The sequence below is a fragment of the Mycobacterium sp. H4Y genome, assembly GCF_000364405.1.
Lineage (GTDB): Bacteria > Actinomycetota > Actinomycetes > Mycobacteriales > Mycobacteriaceae > Mycobacterium > Mycobacterium intracellulare.
This window is the reverse complement of record NZ_AKIG01000001.1, coordinates 712,036-730,353: the sequence shown is the minus strand read 5'-3', so window position 1 is coordinate 730,353 and position 18,318 is coordinate 712,036. Positions and strand designations below refer to the sequence as shown.

14 protein-coding genes are annotated in these 18,318 nt (G+C 68.3%); 6 read left to right on the top strand and 8 right to left on the bottom strand.

The window, feature by feature from the left end; genetic code table 11:
- Positions 1-4 precede the first annotated feature (4 nt).
- Positions 5-586, bottom strand: coding sequence for a DUF2017 domain-containing protein (locus W7U_RS03360; protein ID WP_008254882.1), 582 nt, complete (start codon positions 584-586; stop codon positions 5-7).
- A 24-nt stretch (positions 587-610) separates the two neighbouring features.
- Positions 611-928 carry an ATP-dependent Clp protease adapter ClpS gene (gene clpS / locus W7U_RS03355; protein WP_036428642.1) on the bottom strand — a complete coding sequence of 106 codons (318 nt, stop codon included), beginning with the start codon at positions 926-928 and terminating at the stop codon, positions 611-613.
- Positions 929-994: 66 nt separating this feature from the next.
- Between clpS and W7U_RS03350 the strand changes: the two genes are divergently transcribed.
- Together W7U_RS03350 and W7U_RS03345 are read left to right on the top strand one after the other, a co-directional pair.
- Positions 995-2,302: a nicotinate phosphoribosyltransferase gene (locus W7U_RS03350; protein WP_008254879.1), complete on the top strand. Its 1,308-nt coding sequence runs from the start codon at positions 995-997 to the stop codon at positions 2,300-2,302.
- Positions 2,299-4,338, top strand: a complete 2,040-nt coding sequence (locus W7U_RS03345; RefSeq protein WP_085976843.1) for an ATP-dependent DNA helicase — start codon at positions 2,299-2,301, stop codon at positions 4,336-4,338. The genes W7U_RS03350 and W7U_RS03345 overlap by 4 nt, the downstream gene beginning before the upstream one ends.
- A 9-nt stretch (positions 4,339-4,347) precedes the next feature.
- On the opposite strand, the gene glgP is transcribed toward W7U_RS03345, so the two are convergent.
- Positions 4,348-6,990, bottom strand: coding sequence for an alpha-glucan family phosphorylase (glgP, locus tag W7U_RS03340; RefSeq protein ID WP_008254875.1), 2,643 nt, complete (start codon positions 6,988-6,990; stop codon positions 4,348-4,350).
- A gap of 295 nt (positions 6,991-7,285) precedes the next feature.
- Here glgP and W7U_RS03335 point away from each other — a divergent pair, with 295 nt between their 5' ends.
- A complete protein-coding gene (locus W7U_RS03335; protein WP_198763772.1) occupies positions 7,286-9,379 on the top strand; it encodes an alpha-1,4-glucan--maltose-1-phosphate maltosyltransferase in 2,094 nt (697 codons plus the stop codon).
- A gap of 35 nt (positions 9,380-9,414) precedes the next feature.
- On the top strand, positions 9,415-11,610 hold the full coding sequence (gene glgB, locus W7U_RS03330) for a 1,4-alpha-glucan branching protein GlgB (RefSeq protein WP_008254871.1): 2,196 nt from the start codon (positions 9,415-9,417) through the stop codon (positions 11,608-11,610).
- 89 nt (positions 11,611-11,699) lie between these two features.
- On the opposite strand, the gene W7U_RS03325 is transcribed toward glgB, so the two are convergent.
- The gene (locus tag W7U_RS03325) at positions 11,700-12,614 is read right to left on the bottom strand and encodes a tetratricopeptide repeat protein (RefSeq protein ID WP_008254864.1); all 915 of its coding nucleotides are present in this window, start codon (positions 12,612-12,614) and stop codon (positions 11,700-11,702) included.
- Between the two features lie 181 nt (positions 12,615-12,795).
- Positions 12,796-13,989: an acetyl-CoA C-acetyltransferase gene (locus W7U_RS03320; protein WP_008254863.1), complete on the bottom strand. Its 1,194-nt coding sequence runs from the start codon at positions 13,987-13,989 to the stop codon at positions 12,796-12,798.
- Positions 13,990-14,078: 89 nt separating this feature from the next.
- Here W7U_RS03320 and mce point away from each other — a divergent pair, with 89 nt between their 5' ends.
- On the top strand, positions 14,079-14,546 hold the full coding sequence (gene mce, locus W7U_RS03315; RefSeq protein ID WP_008254861.1) for a methylmalonyl-CoA epimerase: 468 nt from the start codon (positions 14,079-14,081) through the stop codon (positions 14,544-14,546).
- A 10-nt stretch (positions 14,547-14,556) separates the two neighbouring features.
- Here the strand turns inward: mce and W7U_RS25205 are convergent, their stop codons facing one another.
- Together W7U_RS25205 and nucS are read right to left on the bottom strand one after the other, a co-directional pair.
- Entirely contained in the window at positions 14,557-14,859 is a 303-nt protein-coding gene (locus tag W7U_RS25205) for a hypothetical protein (protein WP_080552542.1), read from the bottom strand.
- 22 nt (positions 14,860-14,881) lie between these two features.
- Entirely contained in the window at positions 14,882-15,550 is a 669-nt protein-coding gene (nucS, locus tag W7U_RS03310) for an endonuclease NucS (protein WP_008254859.1), read from the bottom strand.
- A 45-nt stretch (positions 15,551-15,595) separates the two neighbouring features.
- Here nucS and W7U_RS03305 point away from each other — a divergent pair, with 45 nt between their 5' ends.
- The gene (locus W7U_RS03305; protein ID WP_036428635.1) at positions 15,596-17,221 is read left to right on the top strand and encodes an adenylate/guanylate cyclase domain-containing protein; all 1,626 of its coding nucleotides are present in this window, start codon (positions 15,596-15,598) and stop codon (positions 17,219-17,221) included.
- Positions 17,222-17,234: 13 nt separating this feature from the next.
- Here the strand turns inward: W7U_RS03305 and W7U_RS03300 are convergent, their stop codons facing one another.
- On the bottom strand, positions 17,235-18,308 hold the full coding sequence (locus W7U_RS03300) for a GGDEF domain-containing protein (RefSeq protein WP_008254855.1): 1,074 nt from the start codon (positions 18,306-18,308) through the stop codon (positions 17,235-17,237).
- Between the last annotated feature and the right edge of the window lie 10 nt (positions 18,309-18,318).

Here is an 18,318-nt window from a genome sequence, read left to right as displayed (position 1 = left end):
GCGGTCACCGGGACCCCATCAGCACCAACACCAGGTACTCCTGCAGGACCGTCAGCCACTGGTAGACGTCGAAGTGCACGGCCAGCGGATGATCGGCCGGCAGCCGCTCGGGGCCCTCGGGTCCGACCTCGAGCATGACTCCCAACGTCAGCCGGATGTCGTTGACCGCCCCGATCCAACAGTTCGCGTCTTCCTCGCTCAGCTCGAACCGGCCGCCGTCCTCGGGGACCGTGCTCAGCAACCGCTGTGCCGCAACGCGTTTGGCGTCGACGATGCCCGGCTCGTGCAGGCTGCGCAGCGCGGCGTTCAGGCTGTCCGCGGAATCTGCAGGCGCGGTGTCCTGGTCGTCGCTTCGGTAGAAGTCCGGCAGCAGCCGGCGCAGGGTGGGGTCTTTGGGCGGTTCGGCGTTGCCGGTCTTGATGCCGGTGATTTCTTCGAGTTCGTCTGCCGGCGAAGAGGATTCACGCTCGTCGAGTAAACCGATCATCGCGGTGGCCAGGTTCATCAGCAGTGCCGCCTCATGGGACGCCAGGGCCGACCGGAAACGGGGACCGTCCGCGGTCTCGACGCGCTTCCATTTGCGCACAGGGAATCGCCAGCGCCTCGATCGTCAGCGGTCCTGCTGCAGCGTCGCCCACAAACCGGCGGCGTGCAGCTTGGACACATCGGCTTCCATGGACTCCCGGCTACCGGCGGACACCACGGCCTTTCCTTCGTTGTGCACCTGCAGCATCAGTTTGGTGGCATGCGGCTCGCTGTAGCCGAACAACTTCTGGAACACGTATGTCACGTACGTCATCAAGTTGACCGGGTCATCCCAGACGATCGTGACCCAGGGACTCGCCGTGACCTCGACCGGCGCGGACTCGCGTTGTCCTGTAGTGCCCGGCCTCGATTTCGGCTCAGTGGGCGCTGACATAACAACCATGGCCTACACGATACCGAGGGATGCACGACGTTTCCGAGCCCGCGGGGCAGCCGATACCGTTATGGAATGAACGACTCGGTCGTCACCGGGCTGCTGACCGACAAGTACGAGTTGACGATGCTGGCGGCGGCGCTGCGGGACGGCAGCGCCAATCGCCGCACCACCTTCGAGCTTTTTGCACGCCGTCTTCCCGAGGGACGCCGTTACGGCGTGGTCGCCGGAACCGGCCGGCTGCTCGAGGCGCTGCCGCAGTTCACCTTCGATGACGAGGCCTGCCGGTCACTCGGGCAATTCCTCGATCCAGATACGTTGCGGTACTTGCGCGATTTTCGGTTCGGCGGCGATATCGACGGCTACGCCGAGGGCGAGCTGTACTTCCCCGGATCCCCGGTGCTGTCGGTGAGCGGGACGTTCGCCGAGTGTGTGGTGCTCGAAACGCTGGCGCTGTCGATTTTCAATCACGACACCGCGGTCGCGTCGGCCGCCGCGCGGATGGTGAGTGCGGCCAGGGGACGACCGCTGATCGAGATGGGGTCACGGCGAACCCACGAACAGGCGGCGGTCGCCGCGGCCCGCGCCGCCTACATCGCCGGCTTCGCCGCGTCCTCCAATCTGGAGGCTGAGCGCTGCTACGGAATACCGGCCGAGGGCACCTCCGCGCACGCGTTCACCATGCTGCACGCGCGCGCCGACACCCTCGCGGAGTCGACCGAATTGGCGGCCTTTCGGGCGCAGGTCGAGGCGCTCGGCGTCGACACCACCCTGCTGGTGGACACCTACGACGTGACGGCCGGCGTGGCCAACGCGGTGGCCGCCGCCGGCACCGGGCTCGGTGCCGTGCGCATCGACTCCGGCGAGCTGGGCGTGCTGGCCCGCCAGGTGCGCCAGCAGCTCGATGACCTGGGCGCCACGCGGACCCGCATCGTGGTCTCCGGTGACCTCGACGAGTTCTCCATCGCCGCATTGGCAGCCGAGCCGGTGGACAGTTACGGCGTCGGCACGTCGCTGGTGACCGGCTCGGGCGCACCCACCGCAAACATGGTGTACAAGCTCGTCGAAGTGGACGGCCTGCCGGTGCAGAAGCGCAGCAGCCACAAGGAATCCCACGGCGGACACAAAGAGGCACTGCGCACCGCGCGCAGCTCCGGCACCATCACCGAGGAGATCCTGTATCCGGCCGGCCGTCAGCCCGACGTCGATGAACCGGCCCGGGTGTTGACAGTCCCGCTGGTCCGCGGCGGGGAGCTGGTGTCCAAACCGAACCTCGCCGCGGCGCGCGAGCTGGTAGCTTCCGGGCTGCGCAGTCTGCCGTGGGAGGGGCTGAACCTGTCGCACGGCGAACCCGCGGTCACGACGACGCAGATCCGCGCCTGAGCAAGGGAGTGACCACGTCCGACGTGTCCGTGCACGAGCTGCTGGCCACCGCCGTGGCCGCGCTCGGCGGCAGTGAACGCAGCGGCCAACAGGAGATGGCCGCTGCGGTGGCGCGGGCCTTCGCCACCGACGAACACCTCGTCGTACAGGCCGGCACCGGCACCGGCAAGTCGCTCGCCTATCTGGTGCCCGCGATCGTGCACGCCCTGGACGACGACTCCCCCGTCGTCGTGTCGACGGCCACCATCGCGCTGCAACGCCAGCTCGTCGATCGCGATCTGCCCCGGCTCATCGATGCGCTGGCCGACGCGCTGCCGCGCCGCCCGCAGTTCGCGCTGCTCAAAGGCCGACGAAACTATCTGTGTCTCAACAAGATTCACAACGGCGGGGCGGCCGACGGTGACGACGTCGACGGGCGGCCGCAAGAGGAACTCTTCAACCCCATGGCGGTCAGCGCCCTGGGCCGCGACGTGCAACGGCTCACCGAGTGGGCGTCGACCACCGAATCCGGTGACCGCGACGATTTGAAGCCGGGCGTGCCCGACCGGTCCTGGTCTCAGGTCAGCGTTTCCGCGCGGGAATGCCTCGGGGTGGCCCGCTGCCCGTTCGGCACCGAGTGCTTCTCCGAGCGGGCCAGGGGCCTGGCCGGCCGTGCCGACGTCGTGGTCACCAACCACGCGCTGCTGGCCATCGACGCGGTCGCCGAATCCGCGGTGCTGCCCGAGCACGCGCTGCTGGTGGTCGACGAGGCGCACGAGTTGGTGGACCGGGTGACGTCCGTGGCCACCGCGGAGTTGACGTCGGCCGCGCTCGGGGTCGCCTCGCGGCGGATCAGCCGGTTGGTGAGCCCGGAACTGGTCCAGCGCCTCGACGCGACCACCGCCAACTTCGCGGCGGCGATCCACGACGGCACGCCGGGGCGCATCGACCGCCTCGACGAGGACCTGGCGACGTACCTGACCGCGCTGCGCGACGTCGCCACCGCGGCGCGCTCGGCGATCGACACCACGAACGACGCCAAGGCGGCGGCGGCCCGCGCCGAAGCGGTCGCCGCGCTCAGCGAGATTTCGGAGACGGCGTCGCGAGTGCTCGCCTCGTTCGGGCCGGCCATCCCCGACCGCACCGACGTGGTGTGGCTGGAACACGAGGAGAACCGGGGTGCACCGCGCCCGGTGTTGCGGGTGGCCCCGCTCTCGGTCGCCGGGCTACTGCGCCAACGCGTGTTCTCGCGTTCGACCGTGGTGTTGACGTCGGCGACGCTGACGATCGGCGGCTCCTTCGACGCCATGGCCGCGGCGTGGGGCCTGACCGCTCCCACGAGCGACGACGGCGGCGACGCACGATGGCGCGGCCTCGACGTCGGCTCGCCGTTTCAGCACGCCAAGGCCGGCATCCTGTACGTGGCCGCGCACCTGCCGCCGCCCGGGCGCGACGGCGTCGGCTCGGCCGAGCAGCTGACCGAGATCGCCGAGCTCATCACCGCCGCCGACGGGCGCACCCTGGGCCTGTTCTCGTCGATGCGGGCGGCCCGCGCGGCCGCCGAGGCCATGCGCGAACGGCTGTCGACACCGGTGTTGTGCCAGGGCGACGACAGCACGTCGGCGCTGGTCGAGCGGTTCAGCGCCGACCCGCTAACCTCGCTGTTCGGCACCCTGTCGCTGTGGCAGGGCGTCGACGTGCCCGGGCCGTCGCTGTCGCTGGTGCTGATCGACCGCATCCCGTTCCCCCGCCCCGACGACCCCCTGCTGGGGGCGCGCCAGCGGGCGGTCGCGGCGCGCGGCGGCAACGGCTTCATGGCCGTCGCGGCCAGCCACGCGGCGCTGCTGCTGGCGCAGGGCTCCGGCCGGCTGTTGCGCCGCGTGACCGATCGCGGGGTGGTCGCGGTGCTCGACTCGCGCATGGTCACCGCCGGCTACGGCGGCTACCTGCGGGCCTCGCTGCCGCCGTTCTGGCAGACCACCAACGGGGCGCAGGTGCGCGAGGCGCTGCAGCGGCTGCGGACAGCGGAGGACTCGCAAGAAGGCCTGTCCGCCTGAGGGTTCCGGCTAGCGGGCCAGGGTGACCAGACCGAGCTCGTTGCTGGCGGCCAGCATCGGATGGCGGGGCAGCACGCGCACGGTGTATCCCACCGATCCCGCCAGCGGCAGCGGGGTGGTCGTCGAGAACACCTGGTTGCCGCCCTCGGCGGTGCCGGTGTACGACATCTCGACGGTGATCGGCTCCAGCAGCGCATCGCCGGCGTCGACGCGGCCGACCACCGCCTGGACCGTGACCTCGTCGGGCGCCAGCCCGGCCAGCTGCACGGTGGCGGTCAGGGTCAGCTTCGAGCCGAGCACCGGGCTGTCCGGCAGGCCGGTGCTGTCGACGTCGGTGATCACGATCTTCGGCCAGGCCTCGTAGGCGCGCCGGCGATAGGCGGCCAGCTCGCGGGCGGCGCCGAACTCGCCGCCGCCGCCGGCGGGCGCGAGGGTCTTGCGCAGCGATTGCGCCGCGGGCGTGTAGTACTGCTCGACGTAGTCGCGCACCATGCGGGAAGCCAGGACCTTCGGGCCGAGCGTCTGCAGGGTGTGGCGCACCATTTCGATCCAGCGCGGCGGTACCCCGTGCTGGTCACGCTCGTAGAACTTCGGTGCCACGGCTTCTTCCAGCAGCCGATACAGCGCGCTGGATTCCAGGTCGTCGCGGCGCTCCGCGTCGGCCACGCCGTCGGCAGACGGTATCTCCCAACCGTTTTCGCCGTCGTACCATTCATCCCACCAGCCATCGCGGATGGACAGGTTCAGCCCGCCGTTGAGTGCGCTCTTCATTCCCGAGGTGCCGCAGGCCTCCAACGGGCGCAGCGGGTTGTTCAACCAGACGTCGCAGCCCCAGTAGAGCAGCCGGGCCATGGACATGTCGTAGTCGGGCAAGAACGCGATGCGGTGGCGCACCTGCGGCCGGTCGGCAAAACGCACCACCTGCTGGATCAACGCCTTGCCGCCGTCGTCCGCCGGGTGCGACTTACCGGCGACGATCAGCTGGATCGGCCGTTCGCTGTCCAGAAGCAGCTGCTCCAGCCGATCCGGATCGTGCAGCATCAGCGTCAACCGCTTGTACGTCGGCACCCGCCGGGCGAACCCGATGGTCAGCACTTCCGGATCGAAGGCTGTTGCTATCCAACCCAATTCGGCGTCCGAGGCGCCGCGTTCCAACCACGAGCGCCGCAGCCGGCGCCGCACGTCGTCGACCAGCAGAGACCTCAGTTGCGAACGAATCCACCACAGGTGACCCGCATCGACCTGCTGCAGGCGCAACCACACGCCCGGGTCGCTGAACGAATCCGACCCGGCCAGCTCGTAGCCCAGCTGCAGCCACTGCGGCGCCGCCCAGGTTCGCGCGTGCACCCCGTTGGTGATCGACCCGATCGGCACCTCGCCGGGGTCGAATCCGGGCCACAGCTCGTTGAACATCGCCCGGCTCACCCGGCCGTGCAGCGACGAGACCCCGTTGGCCCGCTGGGCCAGGCGCAGACCCATGTGCGCCATGTTGAATTTCGTCGGGTCGTCCTCGGCGCCGAGCGCCAGGATGCGCGCCGTCGGGACCCCCGGCAGCAACACGGGCGCGCTCGTCGCGTCGGCCGCCGCGCCGTCGGCGCCGGATTCCGATTCGTCGGCAAGATGGTCGTCGAAGTACAGCCGCACCATGTCGATGGGGAAACGGTCGATGCCGGCGGGCACCGGGGTGTGGGTGGTGAACACGGTGCTCGAGCGCACGACCGCCAGCGCGGTGTCGAAGTCCAACGCGGAGCCCGTCATCAGCTCGCGAATGCGTTCCGCGCCCAGGAACCCGGCGTGCCCCTCGTTCATGTGGAACACCTCGGGCGCGGGCAGGCCGTGGATGGCGGTGTAGGCGCGGATCGCCCGCACGCCGCCGATGCCGGCCAGGATCTCCTGCCTCATCCGGTGTTCCTGATCGCCCCCGTACAGGCGGTCGGTGACACCCCGCAGATCGTGCTCGTTCTCGGGGACGTCGGAATCGAGCAGGAGCAGCGGGACCCTGCCCACCTGCGCGACCCAGATCCGGGCGTGCAACTGCGCGGAGTCCGGCAGCATCAGCTCAACCAGGGCGGGGTCGCCGGTGGCATCGGTCAGCAACCGCAACGGCAGCCCCTGCGGGTCCAGCGACGGGTAGTTCTCGTGCTGCCACCCGTCGGCGGTCAGCGACTGCCGGAAGTAGCCGGACCGGTAGTAGAGCCCCACCGCGACCAACGGCACACCCAGATCGGATGCAGACTTCAGGTGGTCACCGGCGAGGATGCCCAAGCCGCCGGAGTAGTTGGGCAGCACCTCGGCGATGCCGAACTCCATCGAGAAGTAGGCGATGGCGGCCGGCATCTCGGCGCCGTGGTCCTGCTGTTGCTGGTACCACAGCGGGCGGTTGAGGTAATCGTTCAATTCGGCGGTCAGCTCGTCGAGCCGGCGAAGGAAGGTCTCGTCGATCGCCAATTCGTCGAGTCGCGCCGGCTTGACCGCCCCCAGCAACGCCACCGGATCGCAGCCGCATCGCTGCCACAGGTCCGGGTCGATGCTCGCGAAAAGGTCCTGGGTCGGCGTGTCCCATGACCATCGCAAGTTGGTCGAGAGCTGGTCCAGCGCGGTCAAACGCTCGGGAAGGTGAGCACGGACGGTAAACCGGCGGAGGGCTTTCACGCGTCCCTACCTTACTGAGGATTCCGGCCCGCGCACGGCGGCGCGAAAGACCGCTTTTCGTTCGCTTTCCGTGGCGGGGTGTGACCGAAGACTAGGGTGGGTATCGGTTAGTTATCGGGGTCGCAACGATGCTTCCCCGCACAGAAAGTTCCCCACGACAGGAAGTTTCCCGACGAGCGGCGTTCCGCGCGGAGCACACCCCGGACTGGCCGCACACAATCTGGATCGCTCCCGGTGACGATGCGGCCCGCGGCGCGGGGCGCGGAGGAAGCGGGAAAATCGGAACGGAGTGGTGGTGCCCGGTCGTGTCGAGATCGATAACGTCCAGCCGGTCGTTTCCTGTGGCGCGTTTCCCGCGAAAGCCGTGGTCGGCGAGGTCGTGCCGGTCAGCGCCGCGGTGTGGCGGGAAGGCCACGAGGCCGTGGCCGCAACCCTGGTCGTGCGCTACCTCGGGCCGGGCTATCCGCAAGTCACCGAGACCCGGCGGGTCAAAGCGGTTCAGGCTCCGGCAAAGCCGGTGACCGATCGCGACGGCAAGGTCGACCAGCAAAAGGTTAAGCCGCTGGCGCTGCCGATGACGATGGGTCTGGAACCCTATGTGTTCCACGGCCAATTCACCCCCGACCAGGTGGGGCTGTGGACCTTCCGCGTCGAGGGGTGGGGCGACCCGATCCACACCTGGCGGCACGGGCTGGTCGCCAAACTGGACGCCGGTCAGGGCGAGAAGGAACTGTCCAACGATCTTCTGGTAGGCGCCGGGTTGTTCGAACGCGCCGCGAGCGAGGTGCCGCGCGCCCGGCGCGAACCGCTGCTGGCCGCCGCCGCCGCGCTGCGCACCCCCGGGGACCCGGTCACCCGAACGGCGCTGGCGCTGGGGCCGGAGATCGAGGAAATCCTGGCGGACCACCCGCTTCGCGACTTCGTCACGCGCGGCGAGCAGTACAGCGTCTGGGTGGACCGGCCGTTGGCCCGGTTCGGCTCCTGGTATGAGATGTTTCCCCGCTCGACCGGCGGATGGGACGCCGACGGCAACCCCGTGCACGGCACATTCGCCACCGCAACCGCCGCGCTCGGGCGCATCGCGGCGATGGGGTTCGACGTCGTCTACCTGCCGCCGATCCATCCGATCGGCAAGGTACATCGCAAGGGGCGCAACAACTCCCCCACCGCCGCTCCGACAGATGTGGGTTCTCCCTGGGCGATCGGCAGCGACGAGGGCGGCCACGACGCCGTCCACCCGGATTTGGGCACCATCGAGGACTTCGACGCGTTCGTCGCCGCGACACGCGAATTGGGCATGGAGGTGGCGCTGGATCTGGCGCTGCAATGCGCGCCGGACCATCCCTGGGCGCGTAACCACCGCAACTGGTTCACCGAATTGCCCGACGGCACCATCGCCTACGCGGAGAACCCGCCCAAGAAGTACCAGGACATCTATCCGATCAACTTCGACAACGACCCGGCCGGCCTCTACGACGAGGTGCTGCGCGTGGTCCGGCACTGGATGGACCACGGCGTCAAGGTTTTTCGCGTCGACAACCCGCACACCAAGCCGCCGGACTTCTGGGCGTGGTTGATCGCCGCGGTCAAGGCCATCGACCCCGACGTGCTGTTTCTCTCCGAGGCCTTCACGCCGCCGGCCCGCCAGTACGGGCTGGCCAAACTGGGCTTCACGCAGTCGTACAGCTACTTCACCTGGCGCACGGCGAAGTGGGAGCTGACCGAATTCGGTAACGAGATCGCCGCTTTGGCCGACTTCCGCCGGCCCAACCTGTTCGTCAACACCCCCGACATCCTGCACGCCATCTTGCAGCACAACGGGCCCGGGATGTTCGCCATCCGTGCGGTGCTGGCCGCGACGATGGGACCGGCCTGGGGCGTGTATTCGGGATACGAGCTGTTCGAGCATCGCGCGGTGCGCGAAGGCAGCGAGGAGTACCTGGACTCCGAGAAGTACGAGTTGCGGCCTCGCGATTTCGCGGGTGCGCTCGCCGAGGGACGCTCGCTTGAGCCATTCATCACGCAGCTCAACGCGATTCGCCGACTCCACCCCGCCCTCGAGCAGCTGCGCACCATCCATTTCCACAGCGTGGACAACGACGCGCTGCTCGCCTACAGCAAGTTCGACCCGGCCACCGGCGACTGCGTGTTGGTGGTGGTGACGCTCAACGCCTTCGGCCCCGAGGAAGCGACCCTGTTTTTGGATATGGCCGCACTGGGTATGGAGCCCTACGAGCGCTTTTGGGTGCGCGACGAGATCACCGGCCAGGAATTCCAATGGGGACAAGCCAATTACGTTCGCATCGATCCCGGGCAGGCGGTCGCGCACATCATCAACATGCCGCGCGTACCGCATGACGCTCGAATGACGCTGCTGCGCAGGCATTGACACCAGACATGAAACGGACCGGAGGCGAAAGGGACATGAGCCAAGCCGACCAACTCGCTCGGACGCACCTGGCGCCCGACCCCGCCGACCTGTCGCGCCTGGTCGCCGGCACGCACCACAACCCGCACGGCGTGCTGGGGGCCCACGAATACGGCGACCACACCGTCATTCGGGCGTACCGGCCCCACGCGGTCGAGGTCGTCGCGATCGTCGGCGACGACCGATTCCCGATGCAGCACGTCGAGTCCGGGCTGTTCGCCGTGGCGCTGCCGTTCACCAACCTGATCGACTATCGGCTCCAGATCACCTACGAGGGCGCCGACCCCTACGTCGTCGCCGACGCCTACCGTTTCCTGCCCACCCTCGGCGAGGTCGACCTTCATCTGTTCGCCGAAGGGCGCCACGAGCGCCTCTGGGAAGTCCTTGGCGCGCATCCTCGCTCGTTCACCACGGCCGACGGCGTGGTCAACGGGGTGTCGTTCGCGGTGTGGGCGCCCAACGCCAAGGGCGTCAGCCTGGTCGGCGAGTTCAACGGCTGGACCGGCAACGACGCCCCGATGCGGGTGTTGGGCTCCTCGGGCGTGTGGGAGCTGTTCTGGCCCGGCTTCCCGCTGGAGGGGCTGTACAAGTTTCGCGTTCATGGCGCCGACGGAGTGGTCACCGAACGCGCCGACCCCATGGCCTTCGCCACCGAGGTGCCGCCGCACACGGCCTCCCGGGTGACGCGCAGCAAGTACACCTGGGAAGACGCGGACTGGATGACGCAGCGCGCCGGGCGCAACCCGGTGTTCGAGCCGATGAGCACCTACGAGGTTCACCTGGGTTCATGGCGACCCGGGCTCAACTACCGCCAGTTGGCCCGCGAGCTGACGGATTACGTTGTGGAGCACGGATTCACCCACGTCGAGCTGCTCCCGGTCGCCGAACATCCCTTCGCCGGATCCTGGGGATACCAGGTGACGTCGTACTACGCCCCGACGTCCCGGTTCGGCACCCCGGACGAATTCCGGGCCCTGGTCGACGCCCTGCACCAGGCCGGTATCGGCGTGCTGGTGGACTGGGTGCCGGCACACTTCCCGAAGGACGCGTGGGCGCTGGCCCGCTTCGACGGCACCCCGCTTTACGAACATTCCGACCCGCAACGCGGTGAGCAACTCGACTGGGGCACCTACGTTTTCGACTTCGGTCGCCGTGAGGTACGCAACTTCCTGGTGGCCAACGCCTTGTTCTGGCTCGAAGAATTTCACATCGATGGACTACGTGTGGACGCGGTCGCGTCGATGCTGTACCTGGATTACTCCCGCCCCGAAGGCGGCTGGACGCCGAACATCTACGGCGGGCGGGAGAACTTGGAGGCGGTCCAGTTCCTGCAGGAGATGAACGCCACGGCGCACAAGAGCGCCCCGGGCATCGTCACCATCGCCGAGGAGTCGACCTCCTGGCCCGGGGTCACCCGGCCGACAAACCTTGGCGGCCTGGGCTTTTCAATGAAGTGGAACATGGGCTGGATGCATGACACGCTCGACTACATCAGCCGCGATCCGATCTATCGGAGCTATCACCACCACGAGATGACGTTCTCGATGCTTTATGCGTTCAGCGAGAACTACGTGCTGCCGATCAGCCATGACGAGGTGGTCCACGGCAAGGGAACGCTATGGGGACGCATGCCGGGCAACAATCACGTCAAGGCCGCCGGCCTGCGCAGCCTGCTCGCCTACCAGTGGGCGCACCCGGGCAAGCAATTGCTGTTCATGGGCCAGGAATTCGGCCAGCGCGCCGAGTGGTCCGAAGAGCGCGGTCTGGATTGGTGGCAGCTCGACGAGCAGGGATTCTCCAACGGCGTCCTGCGCATGGTGCGCGACATCAACGACATCTACCGCAGCCACCCGGCGCTGTGGAGCCAAGACACCGTGCCCGACGGCTACTCCTGGATCGACGCCAACGACTCGGGCAACAACGTCTTGAGCTTCCTGCGTTACGGCAAGGACGGCTCGGTGATGGCGTGCGTGTTCAATTTCGCCGGTGCCGAGCACGGCGGCTACCGGCTGGGCCTGCCGTCGGCGGGGCGGTGGCGCGAGGTGCTCAACACCGACGCCACCGTCTACAACGGTTCGGGGGTCGGGAACATGGGCGGTGTCGATGCCACCGAAGACCCGTGGCACGGGCGCCCGGCCTCGGCGGTGCTGGTGTTGCCGCCCACGTCGGCGCTGTGGCTGGAACCGGAGTAGGGCCCCTGAACCCATCGCCGAACGTGGACTAGTTGCGCGATTTCGGCGCTGTTGGCGCCAACAACTCGACCTTCGTAGCCGATTTCGCGTCAGTACAGCGCGTTGGCGAGGTTGCGTCGCCCGACGACGACCTCGGGATCGGCCGGGTCGAACAGTTCGAACAGCTCCACCAGGCGGGTGCGCACCAACGCGCGATCATCGCCGGATGTGCTGCGCACCAAGGCGATCAGTCGCTCGAACGCGGCGGCGACCTCTTGGTTGAGGATCTGCACGTCGGCGGCCGCGAGGGCGGCTTCGATGTCGGTCGGCGCCGCGTCGGCGACCGCGACGGCGTCCGGGCGCTGGGCGGTCGCGCGCGTCAGGAACTCGATCTGGCGGATCGCGCCCTTGGCCTCCGCGCTGGCCGGGTTGGCATCCAGGATCGACTGATAGGACGCCTTGGCGGCCTCAAAGTCACCGTCCTCCAGCTGCTGGCGCGCCGCGGCCAGCTCGGGGTCGACGACGTCGGGTTCCGCGGAACCCGTTGCGCCCCTAAGCTTCCCGGCGGTCGCGGAGAGGATTTGGTCCAGCCAGCCGCGCAGTTGCTCGGCCGGCTGCACGCCTTGGAAACTCGAGATCGGCTGCCCGGCCGCCAAGGCCACCACGGTGGGGACGGCGTCGACGCCGAAGATCTGGGCGACCCTGGGCGCGACATCGACATTGACGGAGGTCAGCGACCATTTGCCGTTGTCCTGGCCGGACAGCCCGGACAGCGTGTCGAGGAGCTGGACGCACGCGTCGCTGCGCGGCGACCACAGCAACACGACGACCGGCACTTCCTCGGACCGCAGCAGAACCTCGGCCTCGAAGTTGGCCTCGGTGACCGCGGTGATGCCACCCCCCTCGGTGGTCGGGGGCGTGGGCCCTCCCGGAGCGGCGCCGGGCGACTGGGCGCGCTGCTTGAGACCGGACAGATCGACAGCACCGGTCAGTGCGGGGCCGATGGAAGGTCGCGGACGCGTCACGCCGTCAAGTTTGTCATGCGCGCGGGCTACCGATCCACCCGGTGGCGGCGCCGCTCGGGCACGGCCGGGACGGGGCCGAAAATCCCCTCAAAAAGGGGCGTGATCGGCCCGTATGACGAAGATCACAAAATTCTTGCCGCCGCACGGCGCCAGCAACGTCGCGGGGAGCGTCGATCCCTGGCTAACCCGCCCGCAGAACCAGGGCGTCGCCCTGCCCTCCGGCCCCGCAGAGCGCCGCGACGGCGTATCCGGACCCCCGCCGCGCCAATTCCAGGGCCGCATGCAGCGTGATGCGCGCCCCCGACATGCCGATCGGATGCCCGACCGCGATCGCGCCGCCGTTGACGTTGACGATGTCGGGATTCACGCCGAGTTCGCGGGTCGAGGCCAGCGCGACCGCGGCAAACGCCTCGTTGATCTCCACGACATCGAGCTGGTCGACGGAGATGCCCTCGCGGCTGATGGCCTTCTTGATCGCGTTGGCCGGCTGCGACTGCAGGGTGGAGTCCGGACCGGCCACCACCCCGTGCGCGCCGATCTCGGCCAGCCAGCTCAGCCCCAGCTCCTGCGCTTTGGCCTTGCTCATCACCACCACCGCGGCGGCGCCATCGGAGATCTGGGAGGCCGAACCGGCGGTGATGGTGCCATCGCGGCGAAACGCCGGCTTGAGGCCGGCCAGCGACTCGGCCGTGGTGTTGGCGCGGATGCCTTCGTCCTCGGTGAACTGCAGCGGATCACCCTTGCGTTGCGGGATGTTGACCGGCACCACCTCGTCGGTGAAGACGCCGTCCTTCCACGCCGCGGCCGCCTTCTGATGCGACCCGGCAGCGAACTCGTCCTGCTCCTGGCGGGTGAACTTGTCGACGTCGTTGCGCTGTTCGGTGAGCGCGCCCATGGGCTGGTCGGTGAACACGTCATGCAGGCCGTCGTAGGCCATGTGGTCGAGGACCGTGACGTCGCCGTACTTGTAGCCCGAGCGGCTGTCCATCAGCAGGTGCGGCGCCTTGGACATGGACTCCTGGCCGCCGGCGACCACCACGTCGAACTCCCCGGCGCGAATGAGCTGGTCGGCCAGCGCGATGGAGTCGATTCCGGACAGGCACATCTTGTTGATGGTCAGCGCCGGAACGTCCCAGCCGATGCCGGCGGCCACGGCCGCCTGGCGTGCGGGCATCTGGCCCGCCCCGGCCGTCAACACCTGGCCCATGATCACGTAGTCGACCAGCGAACCCGGCTCTTGAACATTTGGGAAGGCCTTCTCCAGCGCGCCGGCGATCGCGATGGCGCCCAGATCGCTGCCCGAGAAATCCTTCAGCGAACCCATCAGCTTGCCGATGGGTGTGCGCGCTCCAGCAACGATCACCGACGTCGTCATGACTCTCTCCTAAGGCCTGCTGGGCGCTCCCCCGACGGCCGATTCGGACTCCCGGAGAAGCGCAATCTTTGCCGCCAGGTTACCGTTATGTGATGACGACCGATCAAGTTGACGCCCGTCAGATCCTGGCCACCTCACTGGTGACGGCGATCGATCACGTCGGCATCGCAGTCGCCGACCTGGACTCCGCCATCGACTGGTACCACGACCACCTCGGCATGATCCTGGTGCACGAGGAAGTCAACGAGGAGCAGGGAATCCGCGAAGCCATGCTGGCGGTGCGGGGCGCCCCGGCGGGCACCGCGCAGATCCAGTTGATGGCCCCGATCGACGAGTCCTCGACGATCGCGAAGTTCCTCGACAAGCGCGGGCCGGGCATTCAGCAGATGGCCGTTCGGGTCAGCGACCTCGACGCCATGGTCGAGCGGCTCCGCGAGCAAGGCGTGCGGTTGATCTACGACGCGCCCCGGCGCGGCACGGCAAACTCCCGGATCAACTTCATCCACCCCAAGGACGGCGGCGGAGTGCTGATCGAGCTCGTCGAACCGGCCGCCTGAAAGCCGGTAGTCAAGACCACTTCCTGGTGGGACCGCGGGTGGCGCGGTGCGCCCAGCACGGCGTGTGCCAATGCCGGCGGTCCTCGACGTGACCCGCGCCTGTCCCGGACACCGAATCGATCGGCCACACCACCAAATGAGCTGAGCCGGAGCGGATTTCGTGATCACAGCCCGGGCAGCGATAGGTCTTGACCGCTCGGGCCGCTGCAACGGGACGGACCTCGTACTCGTGTCCGTCGGGCCCGACCTCCACCCGGCGCAACAGCGGCGCCGACGGCCGCTGCCTGCGTGGCGGTGGGCGGCGCCGAGGCATGCGATCAGTCTAGTGACGGGCTTCAGAACAGCCGGTACTCGTCGTTGTCCATGCCCCGCATCTTGTCGTAATCCAATGTCACACAACGGATCCCGCGATCGACGGCCAGGGTGCGCGCCTGCGGCTTGATCTGCTGCGCCGCGAAGACCCCTTGCACCGGCGCCAGCAGGCTGTCCCGGTTGAGCAGCTCGAGGTAGCGGGTGAGCTGCTCGACGCCGTCGATCTCGCCGCGCCGCTTGATCTCCACCGCCACCGAGCCGCCGCGTTCGTCGCGGCACAGCAGATCGACGGGGCCGATGGCGGTCATGTACTCGCGACGCACCAGCGTGTACCCCTCGCCGAGCAGCTGGACGTGCTCGGCGAGCAGCGCCTGCAGGTGCGCTTCGACGCCGTCCTTGACCAGCCCCGGGTCCACGCCGAGATCGTGGCTGGAGTCGTGTTCGATCTCCTCGACGGTGATGCGCAGTTGTTCGCCCGCCTTGTTTTCGACAACCCACACCGGGGGGTCACCGGCCTGCTCGCTCAGCCAGCACGGCGGGCTCATCCAATTCAGCGGTTTGTAGGCGCGGTCGTCGGCGTGCACACTGACCGATCCGTCGGCCTTGAACAGCAACAGCCTGCGCGCGGAGGGCAGGTGCGCGGTGAGCCGGCCGACGTAGTCCACGGTGCATTGAGCGATCACTAGACGCACCCGACTCACCTTAGAGCGTGGCCGACAAATTAGGCTGACGCCACCATGTCGGCCAACACGTCCTTGGCACAACGAATAGGCCGGGTGCTCGAGCGCGTCACCCGTCAGAGCGGCCGTCTGCCAGAGACGCCGGCGTACGGCTCCCTGCTGCTCGGTCGGGTGTCGGAAAGCCAGGGCCGCCGCCGGGTGCGCATCCAGATCATCATGACGGTGCTGGTGCTGGGCGCGAACCTGATCGGCATCGCCGTCGCGCTGTTTTTGGTGACGGTCGCCATCCCGGTGCCGAGCGTGTTCGACGACGCGCCGGCGTGGATCACGTTCGGTGCCTCCCCGGCCTACATCGTGGCGGCCTCGGCGTGGGGCACGTACTGGATCACCCGCCGGACCGTGATCGCCCTGCGCTGGGCGATTGAAGAGCGCGAGCCGACTCCAGAGGACGAGCGCAACACCTTTGTCGCGCCGTGGCGCATCGCCCTCGTCGACCTCGTCTTGTGGGGCGTCGGGACGATACTGCTGACGACGCTGTACGGCATGGTCAACACGCTCTTCATTCCGCGATTCCTGCTCGTCGTGAGCTTTGGCGGGGTGGTGGTCGCCACCGCTAGTTACCTGCTCGCGGAGTTCGCGCTGCGGCCCGTCGCCGCCCAGGCGCTCGAGGCCGGGCCACCGCCACGACGGTTCGCGGCGGGCATCATGGGCCGCACGATGGTCGTCTGGTTCCTCGGTTCGGCCGTGCCCGTCATCGGGATCATGATGCTCGCTCTGTTCGAGCTCGTGCTGCGCAATCTGACCCAGACGCAGTTCGCGGTGGCCGTGTTCATCGTGTCGATGGCCCCGTTGATCTTCGGGTGCGTCCTGATGTGGATCCTGGCCTGGCTCACCGCGACACCGGTGCGGGTGGTCCGTGCGGCCCTGGCGCGCGTCGAGCGCGGCGATCTGCGGGGGGACCTCGTGGTGTTCGACGGTACCGAACTCGGTGAGCTGCAACGCGGCTTCAACACGATGGTCGACGGCCTGCGGGAGCGGGAACGCGTCCGCGACCTCTTCGGCCGCCACGTCGGGCGTGAGGTGGCGCTGGCCGCGGAACGCGAACGGCCGAAGCTGGGCGGCGAAGAACGCCACGTCGCGGTCGTCTTCATCGACATCGTCGGGTCGACGCAGCTGGTGACGAGCCAGCCGCCGGCCGAAGTCGTTGCGGTGCTGAACCGTTTCTTCGCGATCGTCGTCGAGGAGGTCGACCGCTACTGCGGGCTGGTCAACAAATTCGAAGGCGACGCGACGCTGGCCATCTTCGGCGCGCCCAACCGCCTGGACAGTCCCGAAGATGCGGCGCTGGCCGCCGCGCGGTGTATCGCCGAGCGCCTGGCGGACGAGATGTCCGACCTCGAGGCCGGGATCGGCGTGGCCGCGGGCCAGGTCGTCGCCGGAAATGTCGGCGCCAAAGAACGATTCGAATACACCGTCATCGGGGAGCCGGTCAACGAGGCGGCGCGGCTGTGCGAGCTCGCCAAGTCACACACCAACCGTCTGCTCGCGACGGCCGACGCCATCGAGGGCGCAAGCGAAAACGAGCGGGCCCGTTGGTCATTGGGCGAAACGGTCACCCTGCGCGGGCACGAGCGCCCCACCCGGTTGGCGTCGCTCGTCGACGCCCCTTCATCCGCTCAGTAGGGCTTCGGCGGGCTCAGACCGCCACCTGGCGGTGGCGACTCTGGTTGCCGCCGCACCGTTTGGCTTCATACATCGCGGTGTCGGCCTGGGCGACCAATTGGTGGAACGCGTGCTCGGCATAGTCCGAGACGACGCTGCGCAACGCGAGGGTGGCGATTCCGACGCTGGCGGTCACCGATGCGTTCATCGCGGCTATCGCGTCACAGAGCTGTCGGCCCCACTCCGGCAGCTGGTCCGCGGTGACAATGTCGGCGACCAGGAACTCCTCCCCGCCGACGCGGCCGACGATCGCGGTCTCTCCGCAGGCGGTCGTCAGGGTGCCGGCCACCTCGATGAGCGCCTCATCGCCGGCGGCGTGCCCGCGGGTGTCGTTGAGCTCTTTGAAGCGGTCCAGATCGACCATGGCCACCGCCAAGAACATGTGATGCGCGCCCGCGAGCATCCGGCCGACTATCTCCCTGTCGCAGGCTCGCCGGTTCAGCAGGCCGGTCAGCGGATCGCGGTTGGCACGCGAGAGATCAACCCACAGGGCGCGCACCACGACCTGGATGGCGAGCGGAACGACCACGTTGAGTTCCAGAACCAGGAAGTAGCCGGTGAAGGCCAACACTGCTTGCCCCTCGGCGGCCAGACGCACCGCCTGCCAGGCCCCGATCGCGCTGGCCACGCCGAGGTTCAGCGCCATGAGCCTGGTGGTGTGGAAGAACGCGATGTAGCCGCCGGTCACCGAGAGCGCCGAGCAGGACATCAGCCCGACGAGCGGCTGGGGCTGCCACAGACAGCCGCCGCCAATGGATACGCAGCCGGTCATGATGTAGAAGATCGACTGGCGCCGGGTGGGCCATCCGCTCAACCACAGCACCGCCATGCCCAGTCCGATCACGGCGGACACGACCGAAACCGTCAGCGCCACATGGGGATACAACGGCTCGGGACCCCAGTACACATTGACGGGCACCAGCACCAACGAGGACGCCACGACAGCCAACACCCTGCGGGTGTTGGTGCTCAGCCCGTGCGCTTGCAAATAACCTGTCAGCCAATCGAAGTGGTCGTCCTGCCCCCACCACGTCGCCAGCCGCTTCATCGGTTCGCCT

What these genes read in the sequence shown, in the direction of transcription:
- clpS (WP_036428642.1), bottom strand. Translation starts at nt 928, where the DNA reads ATGGTTGTTATGTCAGCGCCCACTGAGCCGAAATCGAGGCCGGGCACT.
- W7U_RS03350 (WP_008254879.1), top strand. Translation starts at nt 995, where the DNA reads ATGAACGACTCGGTCGTCACCGGGCTGCTGACCGACAAGTACGAGTTG.
- glgB (WP_008254871.1), top strand. Translation starts at nt 9,415, where the DNA reads ATGAGCCAAGCCGACCAACTCGCTCGGACGCACCTGGCGCCCGACCCC.
- W7U_RS03320 (WP_008254863.1), bottom strand. Translation starts at nt 13,989, where the DNA reads ATGACGACGTCGGTGATCGTTGCTGGAGCGCGCACACCCATCGGCAAG.
- W7U_RS25205 (WP_080552542.1), bottom strand. Translation starts at nt 14,859, where the DNA reads ATGCCTCGGCGCCGCCCACCGCCACGCAGGCAGCGGCCGTCGGCGCCG.
- W7U_RS03305 (WP_036428635.1), top strand. Translation starts at nt 15,596, where the DNA reads ATGTCGGCCAACACGTCCTTGGCACAACGAATAGGCCGGGTGCTCGAG.
- W7U_RS03300 (WP_008254855.1), bottom strand. Translation starts at nt 18,308, where the DNA reads ATGAAGCGGCTGGCGACGTGGTGGGGGCAGGACGACCACTTCGATTGG.